The organism is Planctomycetia bacterium, from assembly GCA_015200345.1.
In the GTDB taxonomy this organism is placed as follows: Bacteria; Planctomycetota; Phycisphaerae; order UBA1845; family UTPLA1; genus PLA3.
This window is the reverse complement of sequence record CP054187.1, coordinates 291,750-317,748: the sequence shown is the minus strand read 5'-3', so window position 1 is coordinate 317,748 and position 25,999 is coordinate 291,750. Positions and strand designations below refer to the sequence as shown.

The 25,999-nt window shown below is 61.2% G+C and carries 29 protein-coding genes; 15 read left to right on the top strand and 14 right to left on the bottom strand.

Translation table 11 applies throughout. The features are described 5' to 3' along the window. Nucleotides 1–49: 49 nt before the first annotated feature. From HRU71_01490 to HRU71_01435, 12 genes are all read left to right on the top strand, one after another. The gene (locus HRU71_01490) at nt 50–1,747 is read left to right on the top strand and encodes a VTT domain-containing protein (GenBank protein ID QOJ02238.1); all 1,698 of its coding nucleotides are present in this window, start codon (nt 50–52) and stop codon (nt 1,745–1,747) included. 66 nt (nt 1,748–1,813) lie between these two features. Continuing rightward, entirely contained in the window at nt 1,814–3,352 is a 1,539-nt protein-coding gene (locus tag HRU71_01485; GenBank protein ID QOJ02237.1) for a mercuric reductase, read from the top strand. A 25-nt stretch (nt 3,353–3,377) separates the two neighbouring features. After that, on the top strand, nt 3,378–4,889 hold the full coding sequence (locus tag HRU71_01480) for a DUF2029 domain-containing protein (GenBank protein ID QOJ02236.1): 1,512 nt from the start codon (nt 3,378–3,380) through the stop codon (nt 4,887–4,889). Next, complete coding sequence (locus HRU71_01475; GenBank protein ID QOJ02235.1) at nt 4,890–7,028, top strand: DUF2064 domain-containing protein; 2,139 nt, start codon at nt 4,890–4,892, stop codon at nt 7,026–7,028. A gap of 38 nt (nt 7,029–7,066) precedes the next feature. After that, entirely contained in the window at nt 7,067–7,312 is a 246-nt protein-coding gene (locus HRU71_01470; protein ID QOJ02234.1) for a carboxymuconolactone decarboxylase family protein, read from the top strand. Further along, a complete protein-coding gene (locus HRU71_01465; protein QOJ02233.1) occupies nt 7,313–7,708 on the top strand; it encodes a hypothetical protein in 396 nt (131 codons plus the stop codon). Between the two features lie 242 nt (nt 7,709–7,950). Continuing rightward, on the top strand, nt 7,951–8,268 hold the full coding sequence (locus HRU71_01460; protein QOJ02232.1) for a transposase: 318 nt from the start codon (nt 7,951–7,953) through the stop codon (nt 8,266–8,268). Between the two features lie 80 nt (nt 8,269–8,348). Further along, a complete protein-coding gene (locus tag HRU71_01455; GenBank protein QOJ04887.1) occupies nt 8,349–9,239 on the top strand; it encodes an IS3 family transposase in 891 nt (296 codons plus the stop codon). A 327-nt stretch (nt 9,240–9,566) separates the two neighbouring features. Continuing rightward, nucleotides 9,567–9,950: a hypothetical protein gene (locus HRU71_01450; protein QOJ02231.1), complete on the top strand. Its 384-nt coding sequence runs from the start codon at nt 9,567–9,569 to the stop codon at nt 9,948–9,950. Between the two features lie 17 nt (nt 9,951–9,967). Beyond that, nucleotides 9,968–10,564 (top strand): hypothetical protein, encoded by a 597-nt coding sequence (locus HRU71_01445; protein ID QOJ02230.1) that lies wholly within the window; start codon nt 9,968–9,970, stop codon nt 10,562–10,564. Between the two features lie 21 nt (nt 10,565–10,585). Then, nucleotides 10,586–11,968 carry an RNA polymerase sigma factor RpoD/SigA gene (locus HRU71_01440; GenBank protein QOJ02229.1) on the top strand — a complete coding sequence of 461 codons (1,383 nt, stop codon included), beginning with the start codon at nt 10,586–10,588 and terminating at the stop codon, nt 11,966–11,968. After that, nucleotides 11,959–15,297, top strand: coding sequence for a helicase (locus HRU71_01435; protein ID QOJ04886.1), 3,339 nt, complete (start codon nt 11,959–11,961; stop codon nt 15,295–15,297). Before HRU71_01440 ends, HRU71_01435 begins: the two co-directional genes overlap by 10 nt. A 45-nt stretch (nt 15,298–15,342) precedes the next feature. On the opposite strand, the gene HRU71_01430 is transcribed toward HRU71_01435, so the two are convergent. Then, nucleotides 15,343–16,512 carry a sulfotransferase gene (locus tag HRU71_01430; GenBank protein ID QOJ02228.1) on the bottom strand — a complete coding sequence of 390 codons (1,170 nt, stop codon included), beginning with the start codon at nt 16,510–16,512 and terminating at the stop codon, nt 15,343–15,345. Nucleotides 16,513–17,343: 831 nt separating this feature from the next. On the opposite strand from HRU71_01430, the gene HRU71_01425 reads away from it, so the two are divergent. Then, on the top strand, nt 17,344–18,534 hold the full coding sequence (locus HRU71_01425; GenBank protein ID QOJ02227.1) for a hypothetical protein: 1,191 nt from the start codon (nt 17,344–17,346) through the stop codon (nt 18,532–18,534). Between the two features lie 10 nt (nt 18,535–18,544). Here the strand turns inward: HRU71_01425 and HRU71_01420 are convergent, their stop codons facing one another. The 8 genes from HRU71_01420 to HRU71_01385 form a co-directional block, all read right to left on the bottom strand. Next, complete coding sequence (locus HRU71_01420; protein ID QOJ02226.1) at nt 18,545–19,108, bottom strand: hypothetical protein; 564 nt, start codon at nt 19,106–19,108, stop codon at nt 18,545–18,547. A gap of 24 nt (nt 19,109–19,132) precedes the next feature. Then, nucleotides 19,133–19,342 carry a hypothetical protein gene (locus tag HRU71_01415; GenBank protein QOJ02225.1) on the bottom strand — a complete coding sequence of 70 codons (210 nt, stop codon included), beginning with the start codon at nt 19,340–19,342 and terminating at the stop codon, nt 19,133–19,135. Next, nucleotides 19,333–19,650: a hypothetical protein gene (locus HRU71_01410; protein ID QOJ02224.1), complete on the bottom strand. Its 318-nt coding sequence runs from the start codon at nt 19,648–19,650 to the stop codon at nt 19,333–19,335. Before HRU71_01410 ends, HRU71_01415 begins: the two co-directional genes overlap by 10 nt. A gap of 241 nt (nt 19,651–19,891) precedes the next feature. Beyond that, nucleotides 19,892–20,599: a hypothetical protein gene (locus tag HRU71_01405; GenBank protein ID QOJ02223.1), complete on the bottom strand. Its 708-nt coding sequence runs from the start codon at nt 20,597–20,599 to the stop codon at nt 19,892–19,894. A gap of 133 nt (nt 20,600–20,732) precedes the next feature. After that, nucleotides 20,733–21,806: a hypothetical protein gene (locus tag HRU71_01400; GenBank protein ID QOJ02222.1), complete on the bottom strand. Its 1,074-nt coding sequence runs from the start codon at nt 21,804–21,806 to the stop codon at nt 20,733–20,735. After that, nucleotides 21,734–22,402 (bottom strand): phage tail tape measure protein, encoded by a 669-nt coding sequence (locus HRU71_01395; GenBank protein QOJ02221.1) that lies wholly within the window; start codon nt 22,400–22,402, stop codon nt 21,734–21,736. Before HRU71_01395 ends, HRU71_01400 begins: the two co-directional genes overlap by 73 nt. 15 nt (nt 22,403–22,417) lie before the next feature. Continuing rightward, nucleotides 22,418–22,729, bottom strand: coding sequence for a hypothetical protein (locus HRU71_01390; protein ID QOJ02220.1), 312 nt, complete (start codon nt 22,727–22,729; stop codon nt 22,418–22,420). Between the two features lie 4 nt (nt 22,730–22,733). Then, complete coding sequence (locus HRU71_01385; GenBank protein QOJ02219.1) at nt 22,734–22,961, bottom strand: hypothetical protein; 228 nt, start codon at nt 22,959–22,961, stop codon at nt 22,734–22,736. A 303-nt stretch (nt 22,962–23,264) separates the two neighbouring features. Here HRU71_01385 and HRU71_01380 point away from each other — a divergent pair, with 303 nt between their 5' ends. Beyond that, the gene (locus HRU71_01380; GenBank protein ID QOJ02218.1) at nt 23,265–24,185 is read left to right on the top strand and encodes a hypothetical protein; all 921 of its coding nucleotides are present in this window, start codon (nt 23,265–23,267) and stop codon (nt 24,183–24,185) included. Nucleotides 24,186–24,204: 19 nt separating this feature from the next. Here the strand turns inward: HRU71_01380 and HRU71_01375 are convergent, their stop codons facing one another. Genes HRU71_01375 through HRU71_01355 form a run of 5 tightly spaced genes read right to left on the bottom strand, consistent with a single transcriptional unit; the run spans nt 24,205 to nt 25,695 of the window. Then, complete coding sequence (locus HRU71_01375; GenBank protein ID QOJ02217.1) at nt 24,205–24,495, bottom strand: hypothetical protein; 291 nt, start codon at nt 24,493–24,495, stop codon at nt 24,205–24,207. 17 nt (nt 24,496–24,512) lie between these two features. Further along, a complete protein-coding gene (locus tag HRU71_01370; GenBank protein QOJ02216.1) occupies nt 24,513–24,764 on the bottom strand; it encodes a hypothetical protein in 252 nt (83 codons plus the stop codon). Nucleotides 24,765–24,777: 13 nt separating this feature from the next. Further along, nucleotides 24,778–25,101 carry a hypothetical protein gene (locus tag HRU71_01365; protein QOJ02215.1) on the bottom strand — a complete coding sequence of 108 codons (324 nt, stop codon included), beginning with the start codon at nt 25,099–25,101 and terminating at the stop codon, nt 24,778–24,780. A gap of 6 nt (nt 25,102–25,107) precedes the next feature. Further along, nucleotides 25,108–25,530: a hypothetical protein gene (locus HRU71_01360; GenBank protein QOJ02214.1), complete on the bottom strand. Its 423-nt coding sequence runs from the start codon at nt 25,528–25,530 to the stop codon at nt 25,108–25,110. Nucleotides 25,531–25,533: 3 nt separating this feature from the next. After that, nucleotides 25,534–25,695 carry a hypothetical protein gene (locus tag HRU71_01355; GenBank protein ID QOJ02213.1) on the bottom strand — a complete coding sequence of 54 codons (162 nt, stop codon included), beginning with the start codon at nt 25,693–25,695 and terminating at the stop codon, nt 25,534–25,536. 25 nt (nt 25,696–25,720) lie between these two features. Here HRU71_01355 and HRU71_01350 point away from each other — a divergent pair, with 25 nt between their 5' ends. Next, nucleotides 25,721–25,996, top strand: coding sequence for a GIY-YIG nuclease family protein (locus tag HRU71_01350; GenBank protein QOJ02212.1), 276 nt, complete (start codon nt 25,721–25,723; stop codon nt 25,994–25,996). The last annotated feature ends 3 nt before the right edge of the window (nt 25,997–25,999 follow it).

Here is a 25,999-nt window from a genome sequence, read left to right as displayed (position 1 = left end):
TGCCATTTGCGCGACGGGACATCCCCGCGCGTGTGCAACGGAGTCGTGCATGCAATTGTCGAAGGCATCAAGTGTGACCGGTGGCGCAAAGGGAGTCCCGGCTGTTGCAGTGAATGAAAACACACCGCACTCGGGCCGAAGCTGGGTGCGTTGGTTGAACGTACTGTCGGTTGTCTCGCTGGTCGCGTGTTTGCTGATTCTGGTTCGCGTCCTTCCCGTTGATCGTGCGGTGCAGGCGCTTCAAGGCGGCGTCGATCGCCTGGGCGCGTTCAGTCCGCTGATCTTCGCGGGTGCCTACGTGCTTGCGGGGCTGCTGTTCGTGCCCGGGTCCGCCCTGACTATCGCTTCCGGCGCGTTGTTCGGCCTGCTTTGGGGGACGGCAATCGTCTCAATCGCATCGACGATCAACGCGGCGCTGGCATTCCTCATCGCGCGTTACTTCGCTCGCACAACCATTGAGCGAGCGGCGCAGCGAAATCGCCGCTTCGCCGCCATCGATCATGCCATCGGGAAAGGTGGCTGGAGGATTGTGGCCTTGCTCCGACTCTCGCCGGCGGTTCCCTACAGCCTGGGGAACTATCTCTATGGCCTGACTTCGATCCGCTTCTGGCCCTATGTGCTGGCGAGCTGGATCTGCATGCTGCCAGGCACGTTTATGTATGTATACGTCGGCCATATCGGCGCGCAAGGATTGCAAGCGGCGGGCGGGGGCAAAGACGCCGTCGGAGTCGGCAAGACCGTGCTGTTGATCGCCGGACTGGCTGCGACCATCGTTGTGACCGTGTATGTGACTCGGCTGGCGCGGCGCGCGCTTGCCGAACAGGGCGCCCTCGAACCGGTGCGTGGTGCGGATTCAAACACGCAGATGACTGCGCAGCCGATGACGATGTCGCGTGGAATGCGGCCGTTCATCTTGCCGCTCGCGGCAATCGCAATGTTGGCGATAACGATCGCGGCATGCACGCAGCAAGATGCGATACGGGGTCTGTTCGGACCGTCCAGTGTCACGCTTCAGGAAGCGTACGAACAGAAATCCGAAGGCATCGCCTTTGACCATTCACAATTCGACGCTCTGCTCAATAAACATGTGTCCGATGGAGGATGGGTGGACTACGAGGGCCTGGGCCATGACGCGAAGGCACTGGATTCCTATCTGGCTTCGTTGAAGAGCGCACCATTCGACAGATTGGGCCGCGATGAGAAACTCGCGCTGTTGATCAATGCCTACAACGCCTGCACGCTCCGCCTGATTCTCGATCACTTCGACGGCGGGAAACTCAAGTCGATCAAGGACATCCCTGCCTCAAAACGCTGGAACGATCGACGCTGGAATCTGGCCGGAAACAACTGGAGCTTGAACCAGATTGAGCAGGAGCAGATCCGACCGAAATTCAAGGAACCGCGGATTCATTTTGCGTTGGTGTGCGCGGCGGTGGGCTGTCCTCCGCTCCGAAACGAAGCATACGTCGGCAATCGCATCGGGCAGCAGCTTGAGGATCAGACGCGCTACATTCACTCGTACGGAACGTGGTTTCGATTCGACTCGGATGCAAGGATTGCCTATCTGACTCCGCTGTACAAGTGGTATGGAGGAGATTTTGAACAGGTGTCGGGCAGTGTGCTCAAGTTTGCCGCGTCCTACGCGGAGACACTTCAGGCCGCGGTCAACAACGGCAAGACGGTTCGTAGCGAGTGGCTGGACTACGACTGGCGACTGAACAGCGTTCAGAATCGGCAGGAACGATAGGACGGATATGGCTCCATGATCACAACACGAAAACCCGCTACAACCGGGTCTACACGTGAAAGCGCCATGGCGAGTGAAGAGAAGGGAAGCGCCGTTATCGAACGACTTCCACAGACTTCCCCTTCGGACGATCACAACCGCCGACTGGTGGAGAATGTCCATCCCACGGACTGGGTCAATCCAACTCCGAGCGGACGCTACAACCTCGTTGTCATCGGCGCCGGAACGGCCGGACTCGTGACCGCGGCCGGCGCGGCGGGTCTCGGCGCAAAGGTCGCACTGATTGAACGCGACCTCATGGGCGGCGACTGTCTGAATGTCGGCTGCGTCCCTTCCAAGGCCTTGATTCGCTGCGCACGGGCGATCGCGGATGTGCGCGACGCCCGTCTATTCGGGGTTCAGGTTGCGAATGACGCGCTGATTGATTTTTCAGCAGTGATGGAACGGATGCGACGACTGCGTGCCGGAATCAGCCCGCATGATTCGGCGCGACGATTTCAAGACTTGGGCATCGACGTCTTCATGGGTGCAGCGCGATTTACGGGCGCGCAAACGGTTGAAGTCGCGGGAAAGTCGCTTCGATTCGCCCGAGCCTGTATCGCGACGGGAGCGCGAGCCGCCGCGCTGCCGATCCCCGGACTTGCGGAAGCCGGATATCTCACCAATGAGTCGCTCTTTTCGTTGACCCAGTTGCCGCCGCGACTTGCCATCATCGGAGCGGGGCCGATCGGCTGCGAAATGGCGCAGACTTTCGCCCGTTTCGGTTCCAAGGTCACTCTGCTGGAGGCGGGTCCGCACATCCTCGGCCGCGAGGATCCCGATGCGGCAAGGAGGATCGAAGCGGCCCTAATGCGTGACGGCGTTGATATTCGCTGTTCCGCCAATATCCAGTCCGTTCGTCATGACGGCGAAAAGGTGATCGAATTGCAAGAGGCCGACGAAGTCCGGTCCGATGCCATTCTTCTCGGCGTCGGGCGCGCACCGAACGTGGAGGGAATGGGCCTGGAAGCGGCAGGTGTCGATTACGAAAAACGGGACGGTGTGAAGGTCGATGACCGCCTGCGGACGACGAATCCGCGCATCTTCGCCGCCGGCGACGTCTGTTCCCGCTTCAAATTCACCCATGCGGCCGACTTCATGGCCCGGATCGTCATTCAGAATTCCCTCTTCTTCGGCCGCGCTAAATCCAGCGCCTTGACAATCCCCTGGTGCACCTACACCGATCCGGAGATCGCCCACGTCGGAATGTACGAGCACGAAGCAAAGGAAAAAGGAATCCCCGTCCACACAATCACCATCGAAATGGCTGACGTGGATCGGGCCATCTTAGACGGCGAAACGGACGGGTTTCTAAAGGTGCACCTTAAGCGCGGAACCGACAAGATTCTCGGCGCGACACTGGTGGCCCGGCACGCCGGCGAGATGATCAGCGAAATCACGCTAGCGATGGTGGCCGGCAAGGGGCTGGGGACGATTGCGCGCACCATTCATCCGTATCCCACGCAAGCGGAGGTCATCCGCAGGGCCGGGGATGCGTACAACCGTACGCGCCTGACGCCGTTCGTCCGAAAGTTGTTCAATATGCTTCTCCGATGGCGACGTTGACATCTCGATAGACCCTGGTGAGACCATGCAAGAAGAGATGCAACGAAGCAGGAGTAGCGCTCAGACGCGTCAGGGTGCTCTTCTACAGGCATGTGTTTCTGACGCATACGGCTCCGCTATCGACAAGTGGCCTCGCGGCAGCCTCGGGCTCTACGCCGCTGGATTCACGATACTCGCGTATTCAGCGACGCTGGCGCTCGTCAGCAAGTACCGAAACGATGGGGCAATCGTCATCGAGACAACTCGATGGCTTCTCGTGGCCGCTTCAGTTATCGCTGGTGTCCTCTTTCTGACTGGATTGTGTTGGGCTCGTGTTCGACCGGCTCGGTCCACTGATTTGGCAATCATAATCACGGTCGGATTGGCTGCCCGGATCATTCTTATTCCTGCGGCGCCGATCTTCGTCTCTGACTTTTATCGATACCTCTGGGATGGCGCGGTGACGGCTACCGGTACGAATCCCTGGATTCATACGCCGCAATCCATGCTGTCGGCGCTCGCGGACCCGGCAAACTCGCGTGATGTGCCGCCACATCTGGTCGAACTTGCACGCACTTCCGGGCAAAACATGCAGAGCATCAACCATCCGGATCTGTCCACGATTTATCCCGCCACGGCACAGGCGGTATTTGCGATTGCCTACTGGATCAAGCCGTGGAGTCTGGCCGCTTTGCGCGCGGTCTTGCTGCTGTTCGACTCGGCGACGGTGTTGTTGCTGATCGTGCTTCTCCGCTCAATGAATCGTCCGCTTCACGGTATCGCATGGTATTGGTGGAATCCGCTTCTGCTGCGTGAAGTGAGCCACAGCGCGCACATGGATGTGATCGTGCTCCCGTTTGTACTAATCGCGTTGCTGCTTGCGGTTCGACGATCGACCATGTTGGCCAGCCTTATCCTCGCACTGGCGGTAGGCGCCAAAGTCTGGCCGATTGTGCTTATTCCGCTGTTGATTCGAATGGCAGCACGCCGTTTGAGTGAGGTCGTTCGGTTTCTGGCTATATTCGTGGTGGCGTCGACAGTACTGTGGCTACCAGTTGTCATGGGAATGCTGGCCGGATCAAGCGGCTTTCTCGCCTACGCTTCCACATGGTACAACAATGACGCGGTGTTCCGGGCAATCGAGTGGCTTACGCAACGGGGACTGGTGGCTTTCAAATTGAACCCCGGATTCGCTCCTCCCATGGCGCGGCTGATTGTGTCGGGTCTTCTAGCTGGCTGTATTATCCAGCAGACCCGTCGGCTCGTCCCTAATGTGACGGAACTTGTTCGTCGATCGCTCCTGATCATCGCAGCGGTATTCATGCTCAGCCCGACTCAATTCCCGTGGTATTACTTGTGGATGCTCCCTCTGCTTGCCGCCGCGCCGCGGCTGTCTCTGCTGACCTATACGGCCTTGCTTCCACTGTATTATTTTCATTACGACTTCCCGTGGATCGTGTGGGTCGAACATCTTCCAATACTGGCCTGGTTTCTTATAGAGACAAGGAAGCTCAAACGACAAAGTGAGGCATCGCCGGTTCTCGCAGGAGGAATTTAGTTGTATCACGACCACGCCATTGCCGTCATCATACCCGCACTCAATGAGGAGCAGGCGCTTCCGCATGTCCTTGACGCAATACCGCGCTGGATTGACCAAGTGATCGTTGTCGACAATGGTTCCACCGACCAAACCGATGTCGTCGCGAAACACCACGGCGCTTCGGTACTTCATCAGCCAACACGCGGCTATGGCATCGCGTGCCTCACCGGAATAGCGGCCGTCCCGGACGCCGACATACTCGTGTTTCTGGATGCAGACTTCAGCGATGATCCCGCCCAGATGGGTCGCCTTGTGGACCCACTTGTGCGCGGCGAGGCCGATTTGGTGATTGGCTCACGGATGCTTGGAAAGCGAGAGCGCGGCTCGCTTTCGATTCAGCAGCGATTCGGCAACGCGCTGGCCTGCGGACTGATGCGACTGCTTTGGAAACACCGCTACACCGACTTGGGTCCCTTCCGCGCGATTCGAGTGGATGCACTCGCGGCCCTGGGCATGGATGACGAGACGTTCGGATGGACGATCCAAATGCAGATTCGTGCCCTGCGCGCCGGATTACGCGTGACTGAAGTTCCTGTCGACTATCGTCGAAGGATCGGCGTCTCGAAGATCTCCGGCACCCTCTCTGGCGTGATCCGCGCAGGCACGAAAATTCTCGGGACAATAGCTCACGAACGAGCGAGCCGGCCTGCCATCACCACGGTCCGACCCCAACCGGACCACCTCATCGTTTTTACGCGCTATCCGCAGCCGGGGCGTACGAAGACGCGACTCATTCCGGCACTCGGTGCTGAAGGCGCTGCAAGGCTTCAGCGTGGATTAACCAAGCGAACCCTCACGATCGCAGACGCCATGGCGGCGCATCGAACTTGCTCCATCGAAATTCGATTTGACGGGGGTGATCATGCTCGCATGCGTGATACGTTTGGAGCCGGGCGCCTCTATCTGCGTCAACATCGCGGCGATCTCGGCAAACGGATTCATGAAGCCTTCGTCGATTCGTTTGAGCGCGGCGCACATTCAACATTGGTCATCGGCAGCGACTGCCCGTTGCTTGGTGCCGATCATCTTGAGTCCGCTTTCGCCGCGCTTCGTGACCACGACGTCGTACTTGGACCGGCGCGCGATGGCGGATATTACTTGATCGGCCTGCGCCGCTCCTGCGCTGGCCTGTTCCACGAAATCGATTGGGGATCGTCCCGTGTACATGCCCAGACGATGAAACGCGCCGCGGATCAAGGTCTGTCCGTACACAATTTGGATGTTCTGTCCGACATCGACGAACCCCGCGACCTGGCGGAATTCCCTCATGCGTGCGAAGCGCTGATTCGAGACGGATCGGCCCCGCGGCTAAGCGTCATCATTCCCACGCTGAATGAAGCACAGCTCCTTGCCGATTGCATCACAAGCATTCCAACGAGCCCTGAAATCGAAATTATCGTTGCCGACGGCGGGAGCACCGATGGAACCGTCGCCCTGGCTCGAATGCTCGGTGCCACCGTGGTCTCAGTGCCGAGCGGACGGGCGGCCCAGTTGAACGCTGGCGCCGCAATTGCGCGAGGAGAACTACTCCTGTTTCTTCACGCCGACACCCGCCTTCCTCCGCAGGCCGACCTGGAAGCGGCTCGTCTCCTTTCCGTGCCTGGTGTTACGCTAGCCGCCTTTCGGCTTGGGATAGATCATCGCTCGCCCCGCTTGCGCTGCATCGAGTTTCTCGCCAACTTCCGCTCGAAATGGTTGGGCATGCCGTATGGCGATCAGGCAATTGCTGTTCGTACCGGCACCTTTCGACGCGTCGGAGGTTTTCGCGAGCTGCCCGTCATGGAGGATTTCGAATTCGTTCGTCGAATCCGCCGGCATGGCAAAGTCAGACTTTCGGGTCGCACAGTACGTACTTCTGCACGGCGCTGGGTGCGCGACGGAGTCCTTAGGACTGTCATAGTGAACCAGCTATGCATACTGGGCTACTTGTGTGGTTTCCCTCCAAAGCTCTTGTGGCGGCTGCGAAACAAGCGGTCCTCTGGATTCGACTCAAGTACGCCAGAATTGGCACAAGCCGGCGCCGACTCTTCCGAGCCGATTAGTCGAGAGTTTCGAGGATATTCTGCAGCAAAGCCCGAGACCGAGTTATTGGTCTGATTCGGATAGGGAATGCCGTAGCGTGAGGAGTAAGTGACATGGCATGGATCAGAACGATTGGCGATGAAGATGCAAACGGACCTTTAAAGCAGCTTTACGATGCGGCGCATCGCCGCGCAGGCCGGGTCTTCAACATCGTGCGCGCACAGAGCCTTAATGCGCCGGTCCTGAAGTCCGGCATAGGCCTATATCAGGCGGTGATGTTCGGCCCGTCGGAATTGCCTCGCGCCCTGCGCGAACTGCTGGCGGTCGTCGTGAGCAAAACGAACGGGTGCCATTACTGAGTGCAGGCGCACGCCAACGACCTCCGTGTTGAGGTCGAAAAAGATTCGGCCGGGTTGGTTGAAGCAGGCACTGCCGGGCCGATTCCACCCGCCGGCTGTGATGCTTTCGTTCATCAGGCGGTCAGCGATTGGCGGGGATGTCCGGTCTCCGACAAAGTACGCGTGATCCTTGAATACGCGGAAAAAATTACACGCGTTCCTGCAAGCTGCTGCCAAAACGATGTGCACCGCCTCCGGACCGCCGGCTGGTCCGACGCTGCGATTCACGACGCCGTACAGGTCATCGCATACTTCAATTACATCAATCGCGTCGCCGATGCGCTCGGCGTTGAGCTGGAAAGCGGACTACCGATGTGGGGCCATCCCCGGGCGAACGCGATCGACTCGGGGATTTGACGAGGACTCGTAACTGTCAGTTATCACTCAAAACCGTCCAGTGATTATCACTTGAAAACCGGCTGACCTTCCCCCCAGATTTTGGTCCATTCAAAACGAGAGAATCCTGTTAGATTTCGGTCATCAGACCCGCCTCTGGCGGGAGGAGTTTTCTGATGAAGAAGTTGTCCTGCTTCAGTCGGAATTGGAGAACTCGACCGTTTGGGTTACACCTATTCGGACACTCAACGTAGGAGTTTTCCATGTCCAGAGCGCGACGGAATTTCACAGGGGCGGAGAAGATGGCGATTTTGCGGGAGCACTTGATCGAGCAGGCGCCGGTCTCGGAGGTTTGTGAGAAGCACGGCATCCAGCCCACGGTGTTCTACCAGTGGCAGAAAAAGCTGTTTGAGGAAGGGGCGGCGGTGTTCGAGCAGCCGCGAGCCAAGTCGTCACGTCAGCAGTCCGCCGAGGCCCGGCGGATCGAGGCCCTGGAGGCCAAGGTGCGGCGTAAGGACGAGGTCCTGGCCGAGCTGATGGAGGAGCACGTGGCGTTAAAAAAAAGTCTTGGGGAAGCCTGAACGGCGAATGGACGCCGCACGACACGCGGGATGAGGTGGTGGACTTCGTGAATCGCTGGTCGGACAAGACGGAGCTCGCCGTGAATCGGATGACCGTCTGGCTGGGGGTCTCGCCCTCCAAGTTTCACAACTGGCGACAGCGCTACGGGAAGGCCAACGAGCACAATGCCAAGGTGCCGCGCGATCACTGGCTGGAAGCGTGGGAGCGGCAGGCCATTCTGGACTTCGATGATCAGCACCGGTTGGAAGGCTATCGCCGGCAGGCGTTCATGATGCTGGACCGAGACCTTGTGGCGGTGAGTCCCTCGAGCGTGTACCGCGTGCTGAAGGCGGCGGGGCGGCTGGGGCGCTGGAACCGCAAGCCGTCGCGCAAGGGCACGGGCTTCGTGCCTCCCCTGCAAGCCCACGAGCACTGGCATGTGGATATCTCCTACATCAACGTGTGCGGGACGTTCTATTACCTGTGCAGCCTGCTGGATGGCTACAGCCGCTCGATCGTGCACTGGGACCTGCGTGAATCCATGCGTGAAGCGGACGTGGAGATTCTTCTACAGGCGGCGCGGGAGAAGATCCCCGGCGTCGCGCCGCGGATCATCAGTGACAACGGCCCGCAGTTTATCGCCAAGGACTTCAAGGAGTTCATCCGCATCTGCGGGATGACGCACGTGCGAACATCGCCCTATTACCCGCAGAGCAATGGCAAGATCGAGCGTTGGCACAAGTCCCTGAAATCGGAGTGCATTCGGCCGGGCACGCCGCTGTGCTTGGAGGACGCCCGACGGATCATCGGCCGCTACGTCGAGCATTACAACGCGGTGCGGCTGCACAGCGCCATCGGCTACGTGACGCCGGCCGACAAGCTGGCTGCACGGAAGTCGATGATCTTTGCCGAGCGGGATCGCAAGCTGGAGGCGGCGCGAGAGCGTCGTCGGTTGGCACGGGCCGCCCAGCACGACAGAGCCGTGGCATGAGCCGGATAACGATCTGGGGCGATTGCAGGTGTACGATGAATCAGTACGATGATGCACGATCTGGGCGGAGGATAGGGCAACGCTGGGAAGCGACCCGAGCGCCGACCCAGGGGCCAAGACTGATGGCCGGGGCGGTCAAAAGACCGCCCCCATCTTGTCATCAGGATTGGCACCCAAGCGATAAATCCCTCGCGGCGCAGCCGCGAACCATCGAAGCGCGAGTGAGCGATCAAATCCGGGAGACGGTCTCCCGGAGTGTACGTAACTCAGACCTCGACGTTTTTCATTTCACGCTGAACCAGGACAACCGGCGAAGTCACGGGCTTCGTGAACACTCAGGTACTGTCGGACATGCTGCACAAGCTCATGTTGTATGAGGCAGCGAGCAAGCGGCTCATCGCCAGTCGCAAGGCGACCTTGCTCAAACAGGCACTTGTGGCGAATCGGTCGATTGGAGGCCAACTGACGGACTGCCAGACCCAGCTCGAGCAAGTCTTGGCGCTGGGCGTCCAAGTCATGCCGATTACGCGGAAGTTGCTCGTCGAGTCGAAGGTAGAGCGTCAGAACCACGGCCTGATGACGGGCGACTCGTTGCACGTCGGAAACATGAACCGGCATTCCGCGCCAATTTTGAACATCGCGACCAAGGATGGCGACTTCGCACACATCAACGGATTGACGGTTTGGGAGCCTATGGACGTCGTTCCGTAACATGGTGGGTCGCAATCATGATCGAAAATAACCCGTCAAACGTTGCCTCGGCCTTCGAAATGTTGCTGGAAGAGGTGGAGGCGGAGATCGACTTCGTCAATAACGTCGGCGCGCGGGCGTTCGAGGCGCGCGACTACGACCGGGCCAAAGAAGCCCTGGAGAGGGCGGGGACCATTACGGCCTTCCGCGACCGCGTTGCGGCGCTTCGACAGGAATGGGCAGTACTGGCCGCCGCCGCCGAGAGCCAGGAGGACGAGGAAACGAGGGCCAATCGCCGCGATCTGGGCCGGCTGCGGCGCGGCCAGCGGACGCCCGAGGCGATGTATCAGCAACCGATTATGAGGGCGCTGAGCGAATTGAGCGGATCGGGAAAAGTCGCCGACGTGATCGACCGCGTCGGGAAACTGATGAAACCGGTCCTCAAGGAGGTGGACTACGATCCGCTCGCGTCGAGTCCCGACATGCCCCGCTGGCGCAACGCGGCGCAGTGGGCGCGCAACGCGATGGTCAAGGACGGTCTGCTCAAGGCCGACTCGCCGCGAGGGGTCTGGGAATTGACGGAAGCCGGTCGTCGGGCGCTGGCGAAGGGCGACGTGACCGGAGCCGTGGCCTGAAAGCCGATGTGGGAATGAAAGATGGCAGCGCTGGCCAATGACATTGTGCGATTGCTAACGACCACGCGGGGCGAGCCGTTCCTCAAGCGCCTGTTCTGGGAGCTGCTCGGCTTCGACCGCGTGAACCAACCGGTCCCGTTCACGGTGCTGGCCGAACACCGCAGATCGAACATCGCGGACTGCTGCATTCTGGCGCGGCGCGACCAAGTTTTCGTCTGCCATGTGCGGTTGCCCATCTCCGACCTTCAACACGGGTTAGAGGAACCGGTGCTCGACTGTTTGGCGCGAGCGTGGCCTTCCGTCCTGGCGGTCTTCTCGAACCAGGGCGATAGTGAAATGGACTTCTGTTGGCGAAACGGGACAGCAGCGTCCAACGCAACGTGCCGACTCTTGGTTGATGCGGACGCTTACGGGCTGGACCGTTTGGCCGGAATGCTCACGGCGATCTCGGCATACAACCCGACCACGGGCGACGAGCTGTCGGCATTGGACATCGTAGACAAGCTGGACCACGTATTCAGCCGTCTCCCGAAGCGCCGGCGTGAACGCCGCCGCGACGAGCCGCTCGCCGTGTTCATGCGTAGGATCGGCCAATGGGCGTTGCTGTCCGACACGGAGGAAGAAGAGCTTGGCCTGCGTTGGCGGGTCGACGGCGATCAAGATGCACGCCTAAGACTGATCTGCTCCAATCTTCGTCTCGTCATCCACGTCGCCAAGCAGTATCGGGGGCGAGGGCTCGACTTGGATGACCTGATCCAGGAGGGCTGTATCGGCCTGATTCTCGCGGTTGATCGATTCGATCCGACCAAGGGGGCGAGGCTTTCGACGTATGCGACCTATTGGATTCGACAAGTCCTCGCTCGCGCCGTGCTCGAACAACCGCTTCTGATCACGGTCCCGGCATACCTGTTCGAGCTGCACGCGCGTTGGAAGCAAGCCGAGCGGCGTTTGACTCGCGATCCGGCTGCGCCGCCCACGCCGCGCCGCGTTGATCGCGAGCTGGGGCTGAGCCGAAAACAGGCGCGTCACCTTCGACATGCGCGGGCTGCATTTCGAACCGGCGTCCATGTCCGCGAACAAACCATTGGACTCTCCAGTGTCTCGACACCGCACCCAGACGACCATCCAAGTACGCGAATCGAACGCGAGGACTTTGAGCGAACGCTGGAGAACGCGTTGGGCACGCTGCGCGAGCGCGACGCCACGATCATTCGGCATCGACTTGGGCTGGCCGACGGGGGTGAAGCCCCGACGCTCGAGGAGCTTGGACAGCAGCTCGGTCTGACGCGGGAGCGTGTGCGACAAATCGAGGTCGGCGCGATGGCGAAGATTCAGCGACTGCTATCGAATGTCCGCAACGGTTGGGATTATGCGGCTTCCTCAGATAAGATGGCATCCCAATGAGCCACGACATCATCGACAACAGGGACCAACGACTAGTCGACCAGATCAACCGAATTCTGGGCACGACCGAAGCGGCGCGCTTCGCGGTTGGCTATTTCTTCGTTTCCGGGTTGACGGCAATTGCGGGACAGCTTCGCAACGTAAAGGAGCTTCGCCTGTTGATCGGAAACACGACCAACCGACAGACCCTTGAACAGCTCGCCGAAGGCTACCACCGACTTGATCTCGTCGCCGACGCCGCCGAGGCGCAAGCATATCCAAAGCGCACGGACGTGCGCCAGATGACAACCGAGACATCCGAGAACCTCCGCACCGCCGTGGAACTCATGGATCAGACCGATGACGGCCAGGCCCTCGTCCGCGAGCTTGTTCGGATGATTGAAGAGAAGCGATTGAAAGTGAAGGTCTACACGAAGGGAAGGCTTCATGCCAAAGCCTACATCTTCGACTACGGACAGGTATTTGACCGCGGTGGAAGACCGACGGACCGGCAGGAAAACGGTATCGCAATTGTCGGATCGTCGAACCTCACGCTCGCCGGTGTAACGCACAATACCGAACTAAACGTTGTGGTCCACGGCAATGCGAATCATGAACAGTTGGTCAACTGGTTTGAGGCGCTTTGGGGGGAGTCGCAGGAATTCGACGAAGCGTTGATGGCCGAGATGCGCGAGTCCTGGGCCGTCGCTGCGGTGCGGCCGTACGACATTTACATGAAGACCCTGTACTCGCTGGTCAAGGATCGCCTGGAGGGCGGCGAAGACCGTGAAATCCTCTGGGATGACGAGATTACCGCTCGGCTCGCCGATTTTCAGCGAGTCGCAGTAAGACAGGCGCTCCAAGTGATCCGCGACGTCGGCGGCGTTTTCATTTCAGACGTCGTCGGGCTCGGCAAGTCCTACATCGGTGCAGCGATCCTCAAGCATTTTGAGCGCACCGAGCACGCACGACCACTCATTATTTGTCCGGCCCCCCTGGTCGATATGTGGGAGACGTACAACGAAGTTTATCACCTGAACGCTCGCGTTCTCTCGATGGGGCTTCTGCGAGAGGAATCGAATGGTTCGGTGAACTTCCTTTTGGAAGACATAAAGTACCGCGACCGCGATTTTGTTCTCATCGATGAAAGCCACAACCTCAGACATCCCGACACGCAACGCTACAAGCTCGTCGAGGGCTTCCTGGCCACAGGACGACGGACATGCTTCCTTACGGCAACCCCGCGTAACAAAAGCGCACATGATGTCTATCACCAGATCAAATTGTTCCATCAGGACGACGTAACCGACTTGCCAGTTGACCCTCCCAACCTGCGCGAGTTTTTTCGCCTGGTGGAGCGCGGCGAGAAGAAGCTTCCAGACTTGCTCGCACACGTTCTCATTCGCCGAACGCGGAACCATATTCTCCGCTGGTACGGTTTTGACTCGAAGACGCATGAACCGGTTGATCCATCGCAATTCAAGGATTACCTGGACGGCAAGCGACGGGCATACGTGCTCGTCGCCGGTCGGCACCAGTTTTTTCCACGCCGCGAATTGAAGACCGTTGAGTACAGCATTGAGGAGACCTACCAGGGCCTGTACCAAGAGCTTCGCGGCTATCTCGGAAAGTCACGGCGTTCCCAGTTGGCCGTGCCGCTGGAGGGCGAGTTGTCGTATGCGCGGTATGGCCTCTGGCACTATGTCATTGAACGAAAGCGAGATCGTGAACCGTATGCCAGCTTGCATCGGGCCGGCGCTAATCTGCGTGGCTTGATTCGCATTCTGCTGTTCAAGCGATTCGAGTCAAGCGTCTATGCCTTCCGGGAAACGGTGCGTCGTCTGCTCCGCGTGCATGAAGTGTTTCTAGCAGCAACGGGCGAAGGGTTCGTTCCGGCGGGTGAGGACGCGCAGGCCATCCTTTACGAGTCCGATCATCTCGAAGAGGCGGAGATTCTTGACGCGTTGCGCGGCCTGCCCATGCGATACGATGCGGGTGATTTCGACCTGGACCGCTTGTCAAGGGACATCGAGCACGACATTGCTTTGCTCCGCAAGATTCTTGCGCTGGTCGCCCCCATTACGCCCGACAAGGATGCAAAACTGCAGACTTTGCTGCGCCATCTTGGACGGACGCCATTGAAGGACGGTAAGTGCCTCATTTTCACGCAGTACGCGGACACGGCCCGGTATGTGTATGAGAATGTGAATCCGGGACAGAAGCGACACGACATCGACGTAATTTTCAGCGGCGACAAGAGCAAAACGCGCGTCGTCGGTCGTTTTGCACCGAAGGCCAATCCCGAATATCGGTTTGCATCGGGCGAAGCGGAGTTAATGTTGGTCGTGGCGACGGACGTGCTTGCGGAGGGTCTCAATCTACAGGACTGCAACACGATTGTGAACTACGACCTGCACTGGAATCCTGTGCGGTTGATTCAACGCTTCGGTCGAATTGATCGGATTGGATCGGAGCACGACGTGATTTTCGGCTATAACTTCTTGCCGGAGACAGGAATTGAACGGACGCTTCGGCTACGCGAGAAGCTCCGGAATCGAATTCAGGAAATTCACGACTCAATCGGCGAGGACGCCGCGATTCTCGATCCGGCCGAGCGACTCAACGAAGAGGCGATGTACGCAATTTACGAACAGAAGGGCGGGCAACTGAGCTTGTTCGAGGAGGAAGAAGAGGAATTCATTGATTTGAATGAGGCGGAGGAGCTGCTGCGACAGCTTCGCAGCGAGAATCCTGGGGAGTACGAGCGAATTGGGGACCTTCGAGACGGCATCCGCAGTGCCATGTCGAGCGATGCAAAAGGGCTGTTCGCGCTTTGCCAAGCCGGTCGTTATCAGCAGCTGTTCCTGGTAGACGAGAGTGGCGAAGTTGTTTCACGCGAGATTCCACGGATTCTGGCAAAACTCAAATGTACACCGGATGCTTCTGCTGCGCCGCTTCCTATGGAATACAACGCGGCAGTCATGCGGGTGCTTCGCCGTTTCGCAGAGGAAGTCCGGCACCGGCAATCGGAGCGTGAGCACACGCTTTCCCTCACGATTGCACAACGGTACATCCTGCGGGAGCTGCGCACGCTCTTCGGCGGGATTCGTGACGAGGACACGAAGGCACAGATTAACGTTCTGGAGGCGTCCTTTCGCCAGCCGATCACGACCGCGATAAACAGGGAGCTGAATATCTTGCGACGAAATGGAGTGATGGGCGAATCGCTCTTGAAGAACCTGGCGCGAATCTACCACCAGCATAACATGCGAGAGATCGCGGATCGCAGAAGTGTGGCGCTTCAGGACCACGCAAACCCAAGGATTGTTTGCAGCGAGGCGCTAGTTTGATTAGTGGGCATCGTGTCTCGCAGATTCAGACTCCGCAATGCACAGTCAATGGGTCTTGCGGTGAGGCTCCACGAGGGCAATCGCCGCCTGGCGCTGCTCCGGGCGGACGGCGAGGCTCAAGAATTCCATCACTCCGTCGACGTGTGAGGCCGGATCGGCAAGCAGGTCGTGATAGCGAATCGTGAGCACGCGATCCGGTGAGACTTTCGCCAGCGCGTCACGTTTGGCGGCATTGAGGGCGCGTTGGAGCTGTTCGCACTGATTCGGCGTTGCGCGGAGCCAGCCGCGTGCCTTCGTGGAGCGGTCGGTGAGGGAGCAGATCGACTCGTCGAGCGGGCGGTCGATGTGGATGAAGCGGCTCTCCGGTTCCAGTTCCAGCAGCACGTCTACAAGGAAGCACAGGTGCGGGTACTTGCCGCCGGCTACGGTGCCGCGATGGGCGGCCTCGCGCAGGCGGTGATCAAGCCAGGCGCGGAGCTGGCGCTTCGTCACGGCCGGATCGACGGCCGGCTCGGTCGCGGGGAACGGGTAGGCCCGCTCGCAGATCTTCGCCAGGCCCCGGGCCTCGAAGCCGCCGGTGCCGCGATTCTCGTAGCCGATCAGGCGATTGCCCATGTTGACGCCGAGCTTGTGCAGGATGCCGGCGGTCACCGAAGAGCCCGAGCGGTGCAGGCCAATGACCCACACCGGCGGCTTGCGGGCCGTGCCGGACGGTTTCATGCGGCGGCGGCCGGCGACGTGGAAGTTCCAGAAGCGGTCCTGGGCCACGCGGCCGCAGACGTCGCTCTTGCCGCCGGCCTGGCCGATGATCCAGCGCGTCGGGGCATAGACGTTGTGTCGGCCCGTGCTGTGCAGCAGCTCCATGCGATGATCGACGTGGTGCCGAGGATGCCGCGAATGCGTCGGCCAGTCGCACAGATGGCGGTACAGCGTGAGGATGAACGAACCGCGCACGGCGTAGGCCTGCGTGCGATTGACCATGAAGGGCCGGATCACCTCGTCGTTGATCCGCTTGGGGGGACGAACGCGCATGCCCCGATGTTGGCCGCCGAAATAGACCTGCTCCCAATCGCGCGGCAGTGCGGCGATGAACCGCTGGCCTTTTTCCGCGAAGTCCGGGGGAAAGAGGGCGTCATCCTCCAGAACGAGGAGCACGCCGCCACGCTGATCGAGGCCGTCCATCAACGCCGCTTCCAGTATGATGTGAGACAACATGCAGCCCCAGGCCCCGAAGGCCATTCCAGCCGGTTGAAAAAAATCTGCGAAAGGTCTTGACACGGCGGTGGGGGGGGAGGGGTATATTATCAGGTGCTCATGGACGCCTCGCAGGCGGTCCGCAGGGCGTTTGTGACGTATTCCTGCTCGCGCCTGAACCGGCGGCGACGAGGAGGAGTTATGGTCGTGAACGGTCGGTTGCTTCCGTTCTTCGGTTCGAATCCCAGACGACATCGCCACGCGACGTTTCAGATCGCGCTTGCCCGCGTGCGCCGCGGCGTTCGCGGCGTGGATCGCGCATGGCGTGGGGGCCGCGACGCCCCCAAACGGGGCGGAGCCCGACGCGGAACTGAACGGCCGGTACGGAGGATTCCCATGCGGTCGAAACCATTGAGTTTATGCTTGCTTACGGTTTGCTTGTGTCTCGTGTGCGTGTTCGTGTTTGGACCGACGCTGCAGGTTGTTGCGGAAGAGCCACGAGTTGCGCTCGAAATCGGTTACGGCGACTCCGAGGCGGGACCGCTTTGTGTTCGGGCGTGCTTGATTGCCTGTAATCTGATTCCCAACCCCATTGCGCGGGCTGCCTGCAGGCGCGGATGCTTCGCGCTTTGCAGGACAATTCCCTGGTGAAGGTGAAGGTGATCGCACCATGTGAACGCCCTTTGCTCATGGATACGCGGTCCGTGGAGGAAGAACATGTCGAGTACCATTACGTGCAGAGTTTTGGGCGTATTGAGTCTTTCCTCGGTCTCGGTCCCAATGGCGAATGCTAGCGCTTGGCCTCCGTCAGGCCGCGTCCCCCGAGCGGTGCCCGGTGAATACACGTCGGACATGGGCGATGCGATTCAGGCGATGAATCAACGGATCACGGAACTGACCAGCTTTGAAAACATCGACCCCGAAAGCGTTCGTGGACTCTGTTCGGCGTTGTGGGAAGACTGGGGTAATCCAGCACTCAACTTTGATTTTCAGCACAGCCTGCTGCTTGTGATCCAGGCGATCGCCGATGATCAGAGACGGAAACCGGATGAAGTGATCTCCGACGCCATTCGGTCGAGTCTCTTAGAGTTCTGCCGGACGGGCGGCCTCTCGGAGGTGGAGTCCAGCAGCTATCCTGAAGTTCTTCCAGACGCACTGGCACCCGTGGCAGGCGCTCTCGTTCGCGTCGCTCGAGCGGGCGATGGTGAGGTTCAGGAGTTGTTGGAGGAGCTGGCGTCGCGGTGTTCGTCCAGTCAGACGACGATCTGGACCCCCGAGGTGGTCGCCCAGGTAAGTGAAATGCACGGTGTGTCTGTCGAGCAATTGACCGAATCGATTCGGGCAGAGGACTTGGAGTTTGTCGAGTTGCTGAGCCTCGTCATGGCCGATTCCGTTACGCCTGAACGGCTAGGAACGATGGCGGAATCATTCACCGGCAGCCGGCGCACCGCACTGGAAGCGGTTTTGATGCGGACAGCGGATGATGAGATTGAAGCCGTTTCGTCATTATTGCAAGAAGTGAAGGCGCACGGAAATGGGGGCGCCCGTGCTCGCGAAGATGATGATGATTGCCCGGAGCGCGACATACGGCTGTCGGAACCCGCGTTCAAGACGGCCCGAGCACAGATCAACCACCTGCGCCGGTTGGCTCGAAGGGGCGTTCGTGATGCAGACGAAATCACGCGGCTTTCCGCTGATATTGCCGCTGGTTCCGGCGATCGCTGCGTCGACCGACAACTCGTTGCCGTTCTTCTGATTACGTATCGTCGCATCCTCGAGCGGCCACGTGTCTCCGTCGCCGTGGTTCGGGCCGTTGATGCCGAGCTGACTCGCATCGCCACCGCCGGCCTTGTGACCGCGAAACTGAAGAACCTTTGGGCTCGCGCTGTCGCCGCTTTGCGACGGAGAGCATCGGCGGGTTTGCGAGACGAAGTAGCTCGCCTGCTGGCCACGGAAAAGGACTCAGGCACTCGAAGAGCCATGGAGTGGGCGGCGCGCCACATCGGCGTAGCAGTGAGCAGGGCGACCGAACTGCCGCGCTAGTGGTCTGTCACTACTGCGTTTTCTGGTTGTGCAAGGGGCTTTCCGGGGACACCCGGCTCGCATTTCCCGCTGGCCTTCTTTTTTCAACCCGCCGCGGGAGCGTCGACCGCGGTGTGCGGGGGCGGGCCTTGCGGCGGCGCGGGGAACCGGGCCTGCGATCCAAGGCCGCAGCGAGCGCCTGCTCAACGTTCTCCACCGGCTTGAACGAAAGCTGCCGGCGGATGTCGGCCGGGACGTCGACCAGGTCCTTCTCGTTGCGCTTCGGAATCAGGATCATTCGGATGCCGGCGCGGTGCGCGGCGAGCACCTTGGACTTCAGTCCGCCGATCGGCAGGACGAGCCCGCGCAGGGTGAACTCGCCGGTCATGGCGACGTCGCTGCGGCAGGCGCGGGCGGTGAGCAGCGAGACGAGCGCGGCGTACATGGCGATTCCGGCACTGGGGCCGTCCTTGGGGACGGCGCCGGCGGGGACGTGAATGTGGACGTCGGACTCGGCGAAGCGCTTGGGGTCGATGCCAAGCCGCGCGGCGTTGCTGCGGACGAGCGAGTAAGCGGTCTGGGCGGACTCCTTCATCACGTCGCCGACCTGGCCGTCGCTCTAGATTCCGGGAACATGATCAGAATCCGCCAGAACGATGGAAATGGCGGCTTTAACGTCGTCGCCGCCGACCTCGTCGCCGGCACCGGCCCGAGCGATGTGGTGGCCGTGGACCTCGACCTTGACGGGCACGTGGATCTGGCGGCGTCGAATGCGGGAAGTAACTCGGTATTCATCCTTAGGAGCTGTTTCAAAACCAGTCACGTCCATCCGAGCTTTTTGGCGAGAATGAGTGCGGCGGCCAGTTCGTGGAAGACTTGAAAGTGTTCACCGGTCCTTTCATAGCACAGTTTCAGGCGTCGGAAGTTGCTGAACCACGACATGCAACTCTCGACGACATACCGGAATACGCCCAGCCCACTGCCGTGCCCAACGCGTGGCCGCCCGAGCAGCGGCAGGATGCCGCGGCGGCGACAGGCCGCGATCGGCTCGAGTAGCACGGCGAAGCGCCCTCGATGTCGCCGTAGCGGAACGATGCCGCGCAGCGAGACACGCTCCTTGAAGGCGTTGGAGTTCACGATGGGGTCGATTATCGGCCCTTCGATGCCCAAGATGTCGAAGCGCCCCAGGTCGCCGCCGCTGTCATTGCGGATCAGGACGATGCCGTTCTGCCGAAAGTCGCGCTGGGCATCGCGGCTGCGGTTACGCTGCCGCTCTTGAAAGTCCCGCGCAGCATCGACGAACGTGTTGAACGTCGATGCCGGGATGGTCAGCGGATCGCCGGGGCGGACGTGTTTGAGCGTGGGTATCGCTTCCTCCTCAGATGCCCAGGCCGCCGAAGTTGCCGTAGGGATAGACCTGTTCTATGTAGACGGCGACGGGTTTTTTCACCAGCGCCTTGGCGAAGGTGTCCTCGGTGTCCATGTAGCGAACCCACAAATATTCCCAACCCTTCTTATTGATGCCGGAAATGTCGCCGACGTTCAGGCCGGTGACGTTGGGACTGGCGGCGAAGCGGTAGTTGATTTCCCAGTCGCCTGAGCCGCGTTTGGAGCCGGAAGCGCCGAGGAAAAGGCACTCGCCCCGGTCAAGACCCTTGAAACCTCCGCCGTTGACCTTGCCGGTCAAGGCGAACAGCGTGCCCTTGTAGGCCGGCGTCACATAGGCGTCGTCGAGGTAGTGCGTCTCCGAGAACTGATAGACGGGCACCGTGATGTCGACGCCCTCGACGCTGTCGGCGGTGACGCCGATGGCCCCCTTGAAATTGGGCGCGGCCTGACCTGGCGATCCGTAGGCCCCGACAGTCTGGAGGCTCTGCGTGATGTGCTGCGTGCCGCCGCCGGTATCGAAGGCGAAGACGCTCTCGTCGGTCTGCGGGGCGCTGTTCGAGTAGCGGGCGACGCCCTCCCACAGTTGATCGCCGACGGGTTCGATGGACAGACTGTCGCGCGGAAGAAAGAAGAGGCCGTTGCCGTTCAGGTCGAACGTGGCCGGTGCGGCCGCCGCCAGCGCGCCGCGGGCCTGCACGTCATCATTCGTGCCGCGAATGACGTAGCGCAGCTCGGCCGACGGATTGTTGCCCGTCGTGACCAGCCGGCTCTCGAACTTCTCCTCGACGGTGACGGGCCTCGCATGACTCCGTTCATGCCCGCACGCTTGACTACGCGAACGTCAGCCCGCCGATGGACGCGGCCTCGGCCAGGCGCTTCGTGTGGCGGGCGGTCTGTTCCGTGGCCCGCGCGGTGCGCTCCATCGCATCGCCGCCGGTGCCCAGGCCGTGCACGGCCGCGGCGCTGAACGTGCCGGTGACGCTGATCTTCTGCGCCAGGGCATCGCCGATGCCGGCCAGACGGTCTTCGAGACCTTCGAGCGGATCGCCCAGCCTGCGGCGCGGTGGGCCGCCGGCCTGCTCCGCTTCGTGGCGGCGCTTCTTCGCCTGGGCGATGGCCTCGTCGAGCTGGCGCCGGGCCTCGGCCAGGGCGCGGCGCGTCTCGGCAACCTTCGCGTCGGTCTCGCCCGCCAGGCGCTTCTCGGCCTCGTCGAGCTGCCGGCCGATCTCGGCGAGCGCGGCGTCGTGTTCTTCACTGGCCTGATCGCGCTGCTGCTTTCGCTGCGCCTCTCGTTGGGCCAGGGCCGCCTCGCGCTGGTGGTCGATCTCGGCGTTCAGGTCGGCCAGGTCCTGGTCGGCCATCCGCTGGGCCGCTTCCACGTCGAGCGTCTCGTCGAACAGGCCCCACAGTTCCAGCAGCCGCTTGGTGGTCCAGTTGATGGCCGTGTTCCAGGCCTTCTGGAAGCCGGACGTGAAGCTGGTCCAGGTCTTTGACAGGAACGCGGTCGTCTCGATCCAGGCGACCTCGAGGACGTGGAATACGGTCTCGGCTGTAGCGAGCGCGCCGAACCACATCTTCTGCGCGGTGGAGATGAAGAACCGCTTGGCCTCCAGCCACACGCGGTTCAGCGCCGCCACGCCCTGTTGCCAGGCGAGTTTCAGCGAGAGCCAGAGGATCTGCGCGGCCAGGGCGATGTCGCCGGCGGCCAGGGCGTCTGCAATCCCACCGACGACCTTCATGACCGTGTCCCGCAGGGAACGGAATTGCTCGCCCAGCCACGCCAGCGCATCCGCGCCAGCGCCGGAGACGACCAGCAGTGTTCCGCCCAAGGCTACGGCGGCGGTGATGACCAGCCCGATGGGTGACACCATCGCCGCCAGCACCGAGCCGACAACGCCCAGCACGGTGCCACGCCTGAGGCAATTGCCGCCAGCGTGCCGAATGCCGCCGCGATGCCGGAGACGAGGTAGCCCAGAGCTATCAGCGTCACGCCGGCGACGGCGACAACCGCCGCAACCTTGGCGACCCAGACCACCAACTCGCGGTTCTGCTTGATCCAGTTGGTGATGGTGACCACCGTCCGCGTGACGGCGTTGGCCAGGTCGCGGACCGTCCCGGCCAGCGCCGAGCCGATGATGAAGACGCCTTGCTTCAAGACGCGCCACAAGATGTCCAGGCTGTCTGCCAGCAGCGCCGCATCCTTGGCCGTCTGGGTGGAAATGGTCAGGCCCAATCGCCGGGCCTGTTCCTGGAACGCCTCGAGTCCCTTCGCGCCATCCTGGATCATGGGCAGCAGGCGCGTGCCGCTCTTGCCGAAGATCTCCATCGCCAGCGCCGCCTTGCGCATGGGGTCCTCGATCTTGCTGATCCGGTCGGCGATCAGCTTGAATTGCTGCTCGGGGGAGAGATTGACCAGGTCCTGCACGTTCAGGCCGAGCTGGGCGAGGGCGTCGATGGCGCTCTTCGATCCGCCGGCGGCCTCGGTGATGGCCTTCTGCATCTTGCGCAGGCCGATCTACAGCGTCTCCAAGTCCGCGCCGGACAGCTCGGCGGCCAGCCCCAACTCCGACAGGGCTTCGACGCTGACGCCGGTCCGCGCCGACATCTCGTCGAGACTGTCGCCCATGTTGGCGAACGTCTTCGCGCTGGCGGCCAGGGGCGCGAGGATGCCCGCGCCGAGGGCGGTCATTCGCGTGCCGATGGAACGCAGGCCCGCGCCGAAGGCTTCGAGCCGCTTCTGCGCAGCACGCAGGCCCTTGGTGAGCTTGTCGCTCACGCCGAGTTCGATGAACGCCCGACCGGCGCGGATGCCCTGCGTGTTGGCCACTCACCTACCCTCCCCGCACGCTTCCGGCCCAGAGTCTCGACAGTTTCGGGCGCTCCTTCTCGAGGGCAGGCCCCATGAAGGGCCTTGCCCTGACTCGGACGCGGCGCTTGCGGAGCCGGCCGCGCGTGAACTTCGTGACGGTGGTCGTGCCGCCATGCTCCAACACGCGCGGGGCCTCGGTGGGCTTGTTCAGTTTGGCGGGGGCGACGATACCGCCGAACCAGATGGGCATTCCGGATTTCGTCTTTATCAACGATCTCGCCCTCACGAGTTGCACAAACCCGACCGACCCCAACCAGATTCGGGATCGCAAGACGCTTACTCATGAGGTTGTCTGCCATTGGTTACAACGCCTAGGGGATGCCGCACATCCGAGTGCAACACCCGCGAATCCTTGTCCACAGAATCTCTGCATTGGTGGCGATATATTGCTCGCCGGCCCTTGTCAGGGCGTCTATAATGGAAAGAGGCCGGCACAGGTCCCGACCACGGTGCAACAGCAGATTCGTAACCTAAATCAGGGGTGCCTACCGCCATGACCACCGAAAGAACCAAACAACCGCTCCGAGCCTGTCTCGCCCTTCTGTTCGCAGCAGGGACCGTGTCTCAAGCTCAAATCGCGTTCAGCGATGACCGTCCAGACCCGAATGAGGACCTCGCGTACATCAACTCAAGCATGGACTGCGTGCGATCGGGAACGGAGGCGAATGCTGTCACCAACAGATTACGGGCTATCGCTTCCCGCGATGGCGTTGATCCGTCCATAGGGGTAATCGCGCTTCGCGCTATGATCCATCTCGCCAAGGACAACGCGCTAATCCAGGATTATCTCCTGCGCGTCATCCGGAACGCAGCGAATGATACGGTTGTCAACGAAGCCTGTGTGCTGATTGTCTACGTGGCCGACCAGAAAGGCCGCAAGGCGCTTCTCCATGAAGTGGCCGAGGCATGGAAAGGCGAGCGGCTGCATCCGGCAATGGAGTCGCTCGCGACCCTGGGAGATGCGGCATTCGCGGAGTGGATACAACGCACCGCCGAGACATTGAAAGAAGACGATCCACGAACCCGATTCTTAAGGACGCTTGCCGAGAAGATTCAGCTTCAAACGCCGCCCGCCAACCTCATCGCATATCTGAAATCAGGCAGCAAGATTCTTGATCGCGGGTGGGTCGTCCGTCAAGCCGTGCGGCATGGAATACCGCGAAGCGAAATCCGAAGTGCCGTGCTGACGGCAATCGAGAGAGAGAACAAGCCGGACGCCCTCAAATCTAATCTTGATCTTCTCATCGCATGCGAAGAGTGCGGTATCTTTACGGAAAAGGACGCATCCGAAATTGCGCTCGTGCAAGACACGAGGAGCCTTAGAAACGTGATGACGCATGAAGGGTCTTCGCCCACCTGGGCTACGCTCCCGCTAGTCCTAAGAGCGAAGTTCTATCGGCTGGACTTGCCCTAGGGCTCATCGGCATGGGCATCTACGCTCGCTCCCGAATCGCGTCCCGTCCCCACGTGAACGGCACTCGCTTCTGACGGGTGAACCCGGCGTCGGCCGTGTCCCAGACCATCTCGAACTCGACGGATGCCTCTTTCAGCGTGGCGACAATCGCCCGCCAGCCGGAATTGGCGCGGGTGGTGACGTCGGCCTCGCCCGTTTCGAGGCTCAGCGTCACGTCCTTGACATTGGCCAGTTCCGTCCAGGCCCCGCCGCCCCCCTGGCCGCCGGCCTTGTAGTTCAGTCGGGCATCCATGCCCAGCTTGATCGCCATGCGTCACCTCCGTGCGACTATCCCGTTCCCACCACCAGCGCCATGTCGCCGGCGTTGCCCTTGACCTCGATCCGCGAGATGTCCACGCCGAACAACGTCGCCGACACGCCCTTGGACCACAGCGACGTCGGGCCGCCATCCACCCGCACCTGGAGCGCCCCGGCGTTCAGCGGGCTGGCGATGAGCGTGGCGACCAGCACGGTCCGCGTGTCGGCCAGCTTCTGCCAGTTGGCCGAGATGGTGTACGACTTCATGAAGATGTTGCGCATCGCCGCATCCCGCTCAGAAACCCATCCCGAAGAACGCGTCCGACCCGCCGCCGCCCGGCGGGGGCGGCAGCCTGATCACATTCCGCGATACTCCGCCGGTCACCAGCACCGAGTCCGGCGACGTGCCCTTGACCTCGATCCGCGACAGGTCCACGCCGATCAGCGTGGCCGACACGCCGGCCGGCCAGAGCACCGTGGGGCCGCCATCCACGCGGAACTGCGCGTTCTGCGCATTGGTCGAGGCCGTGGTGATCGCGGCGGTCAGCACAGTCCGCGTGGCCGCCAGCTTCTGCCATGTGGACGACAACGTGATCGAGCGGATGAAGACCGGGGCCACGGTCGCTCACCTCCGCACCCGATACGTCACGGTCAGGACGCTGGTGAACACCCGTTGAGTATCCAGGTGCTCGGGGGCGAACACCGGCTCATTGGCAATCGAGACGAACGCCGCCTCGGGCGCATCGTCTAAACGCTTCTGCCGCAGGTGGTCGGCGATTTCTTCAATAAGGTTCACCAGCGCATCAATCTCCGCGTCGTCCGTAATCTTCTTCTGCACGCCGATATCAACGGCGCAGTCGAAATAGCCGTCCGTCCGCGTGGCGTTGCTGATCGTCACCGACTTGGGCACCACGCTGACCTTCAGCGCCGCCAGGTCCGCCAGGTCGAAGGCCGGCTGATAGCGCCGCTCGGCGTTCAGCGCCGGGTCGAACGGCCCGGCATTCAGGCTGCTGGTCACGGCGTCGGAGATGTCGAGGATCGTGCTCATGCGTCACTTCACGATGATGTCAAAGACCGCCTTCAGTCCGACAAAGACCACGCCGGCCATCACGCCCCACAGCTTGCGGTCGATGGCGCTGATCCGCTTGTCCAGGTCGTCCAGTCGCCAGAGCACAGCCTTCTTGTATTCCGGCCAGCCATTGACACGCGGCATCGTTCGTGCCTTCCTATCTGTGACCATGCCCGCCTACGCATACATCCTGCGCTGCCATGACGGGCGGTATTACTACGGCAGCACGAACGATCTGATCCGGCGTCTGGCTCTGCACCGAGCGGGCCAAGTCCGGGCGACGAAGCCGCGCCTTCCGGTGGAGCTGGTTTGGTTTGAGGAGTTCCAGACGCCGGATCAGGCCAGGCAAAAGGAGCGTTCCTTGAAACTCGGCCGGACGCGCCGCAAAACGATTGAATTGCTGATTCAGCGCTTTCCGCGAGATCGGCTCGCTCCTTTTGCCTGAGCC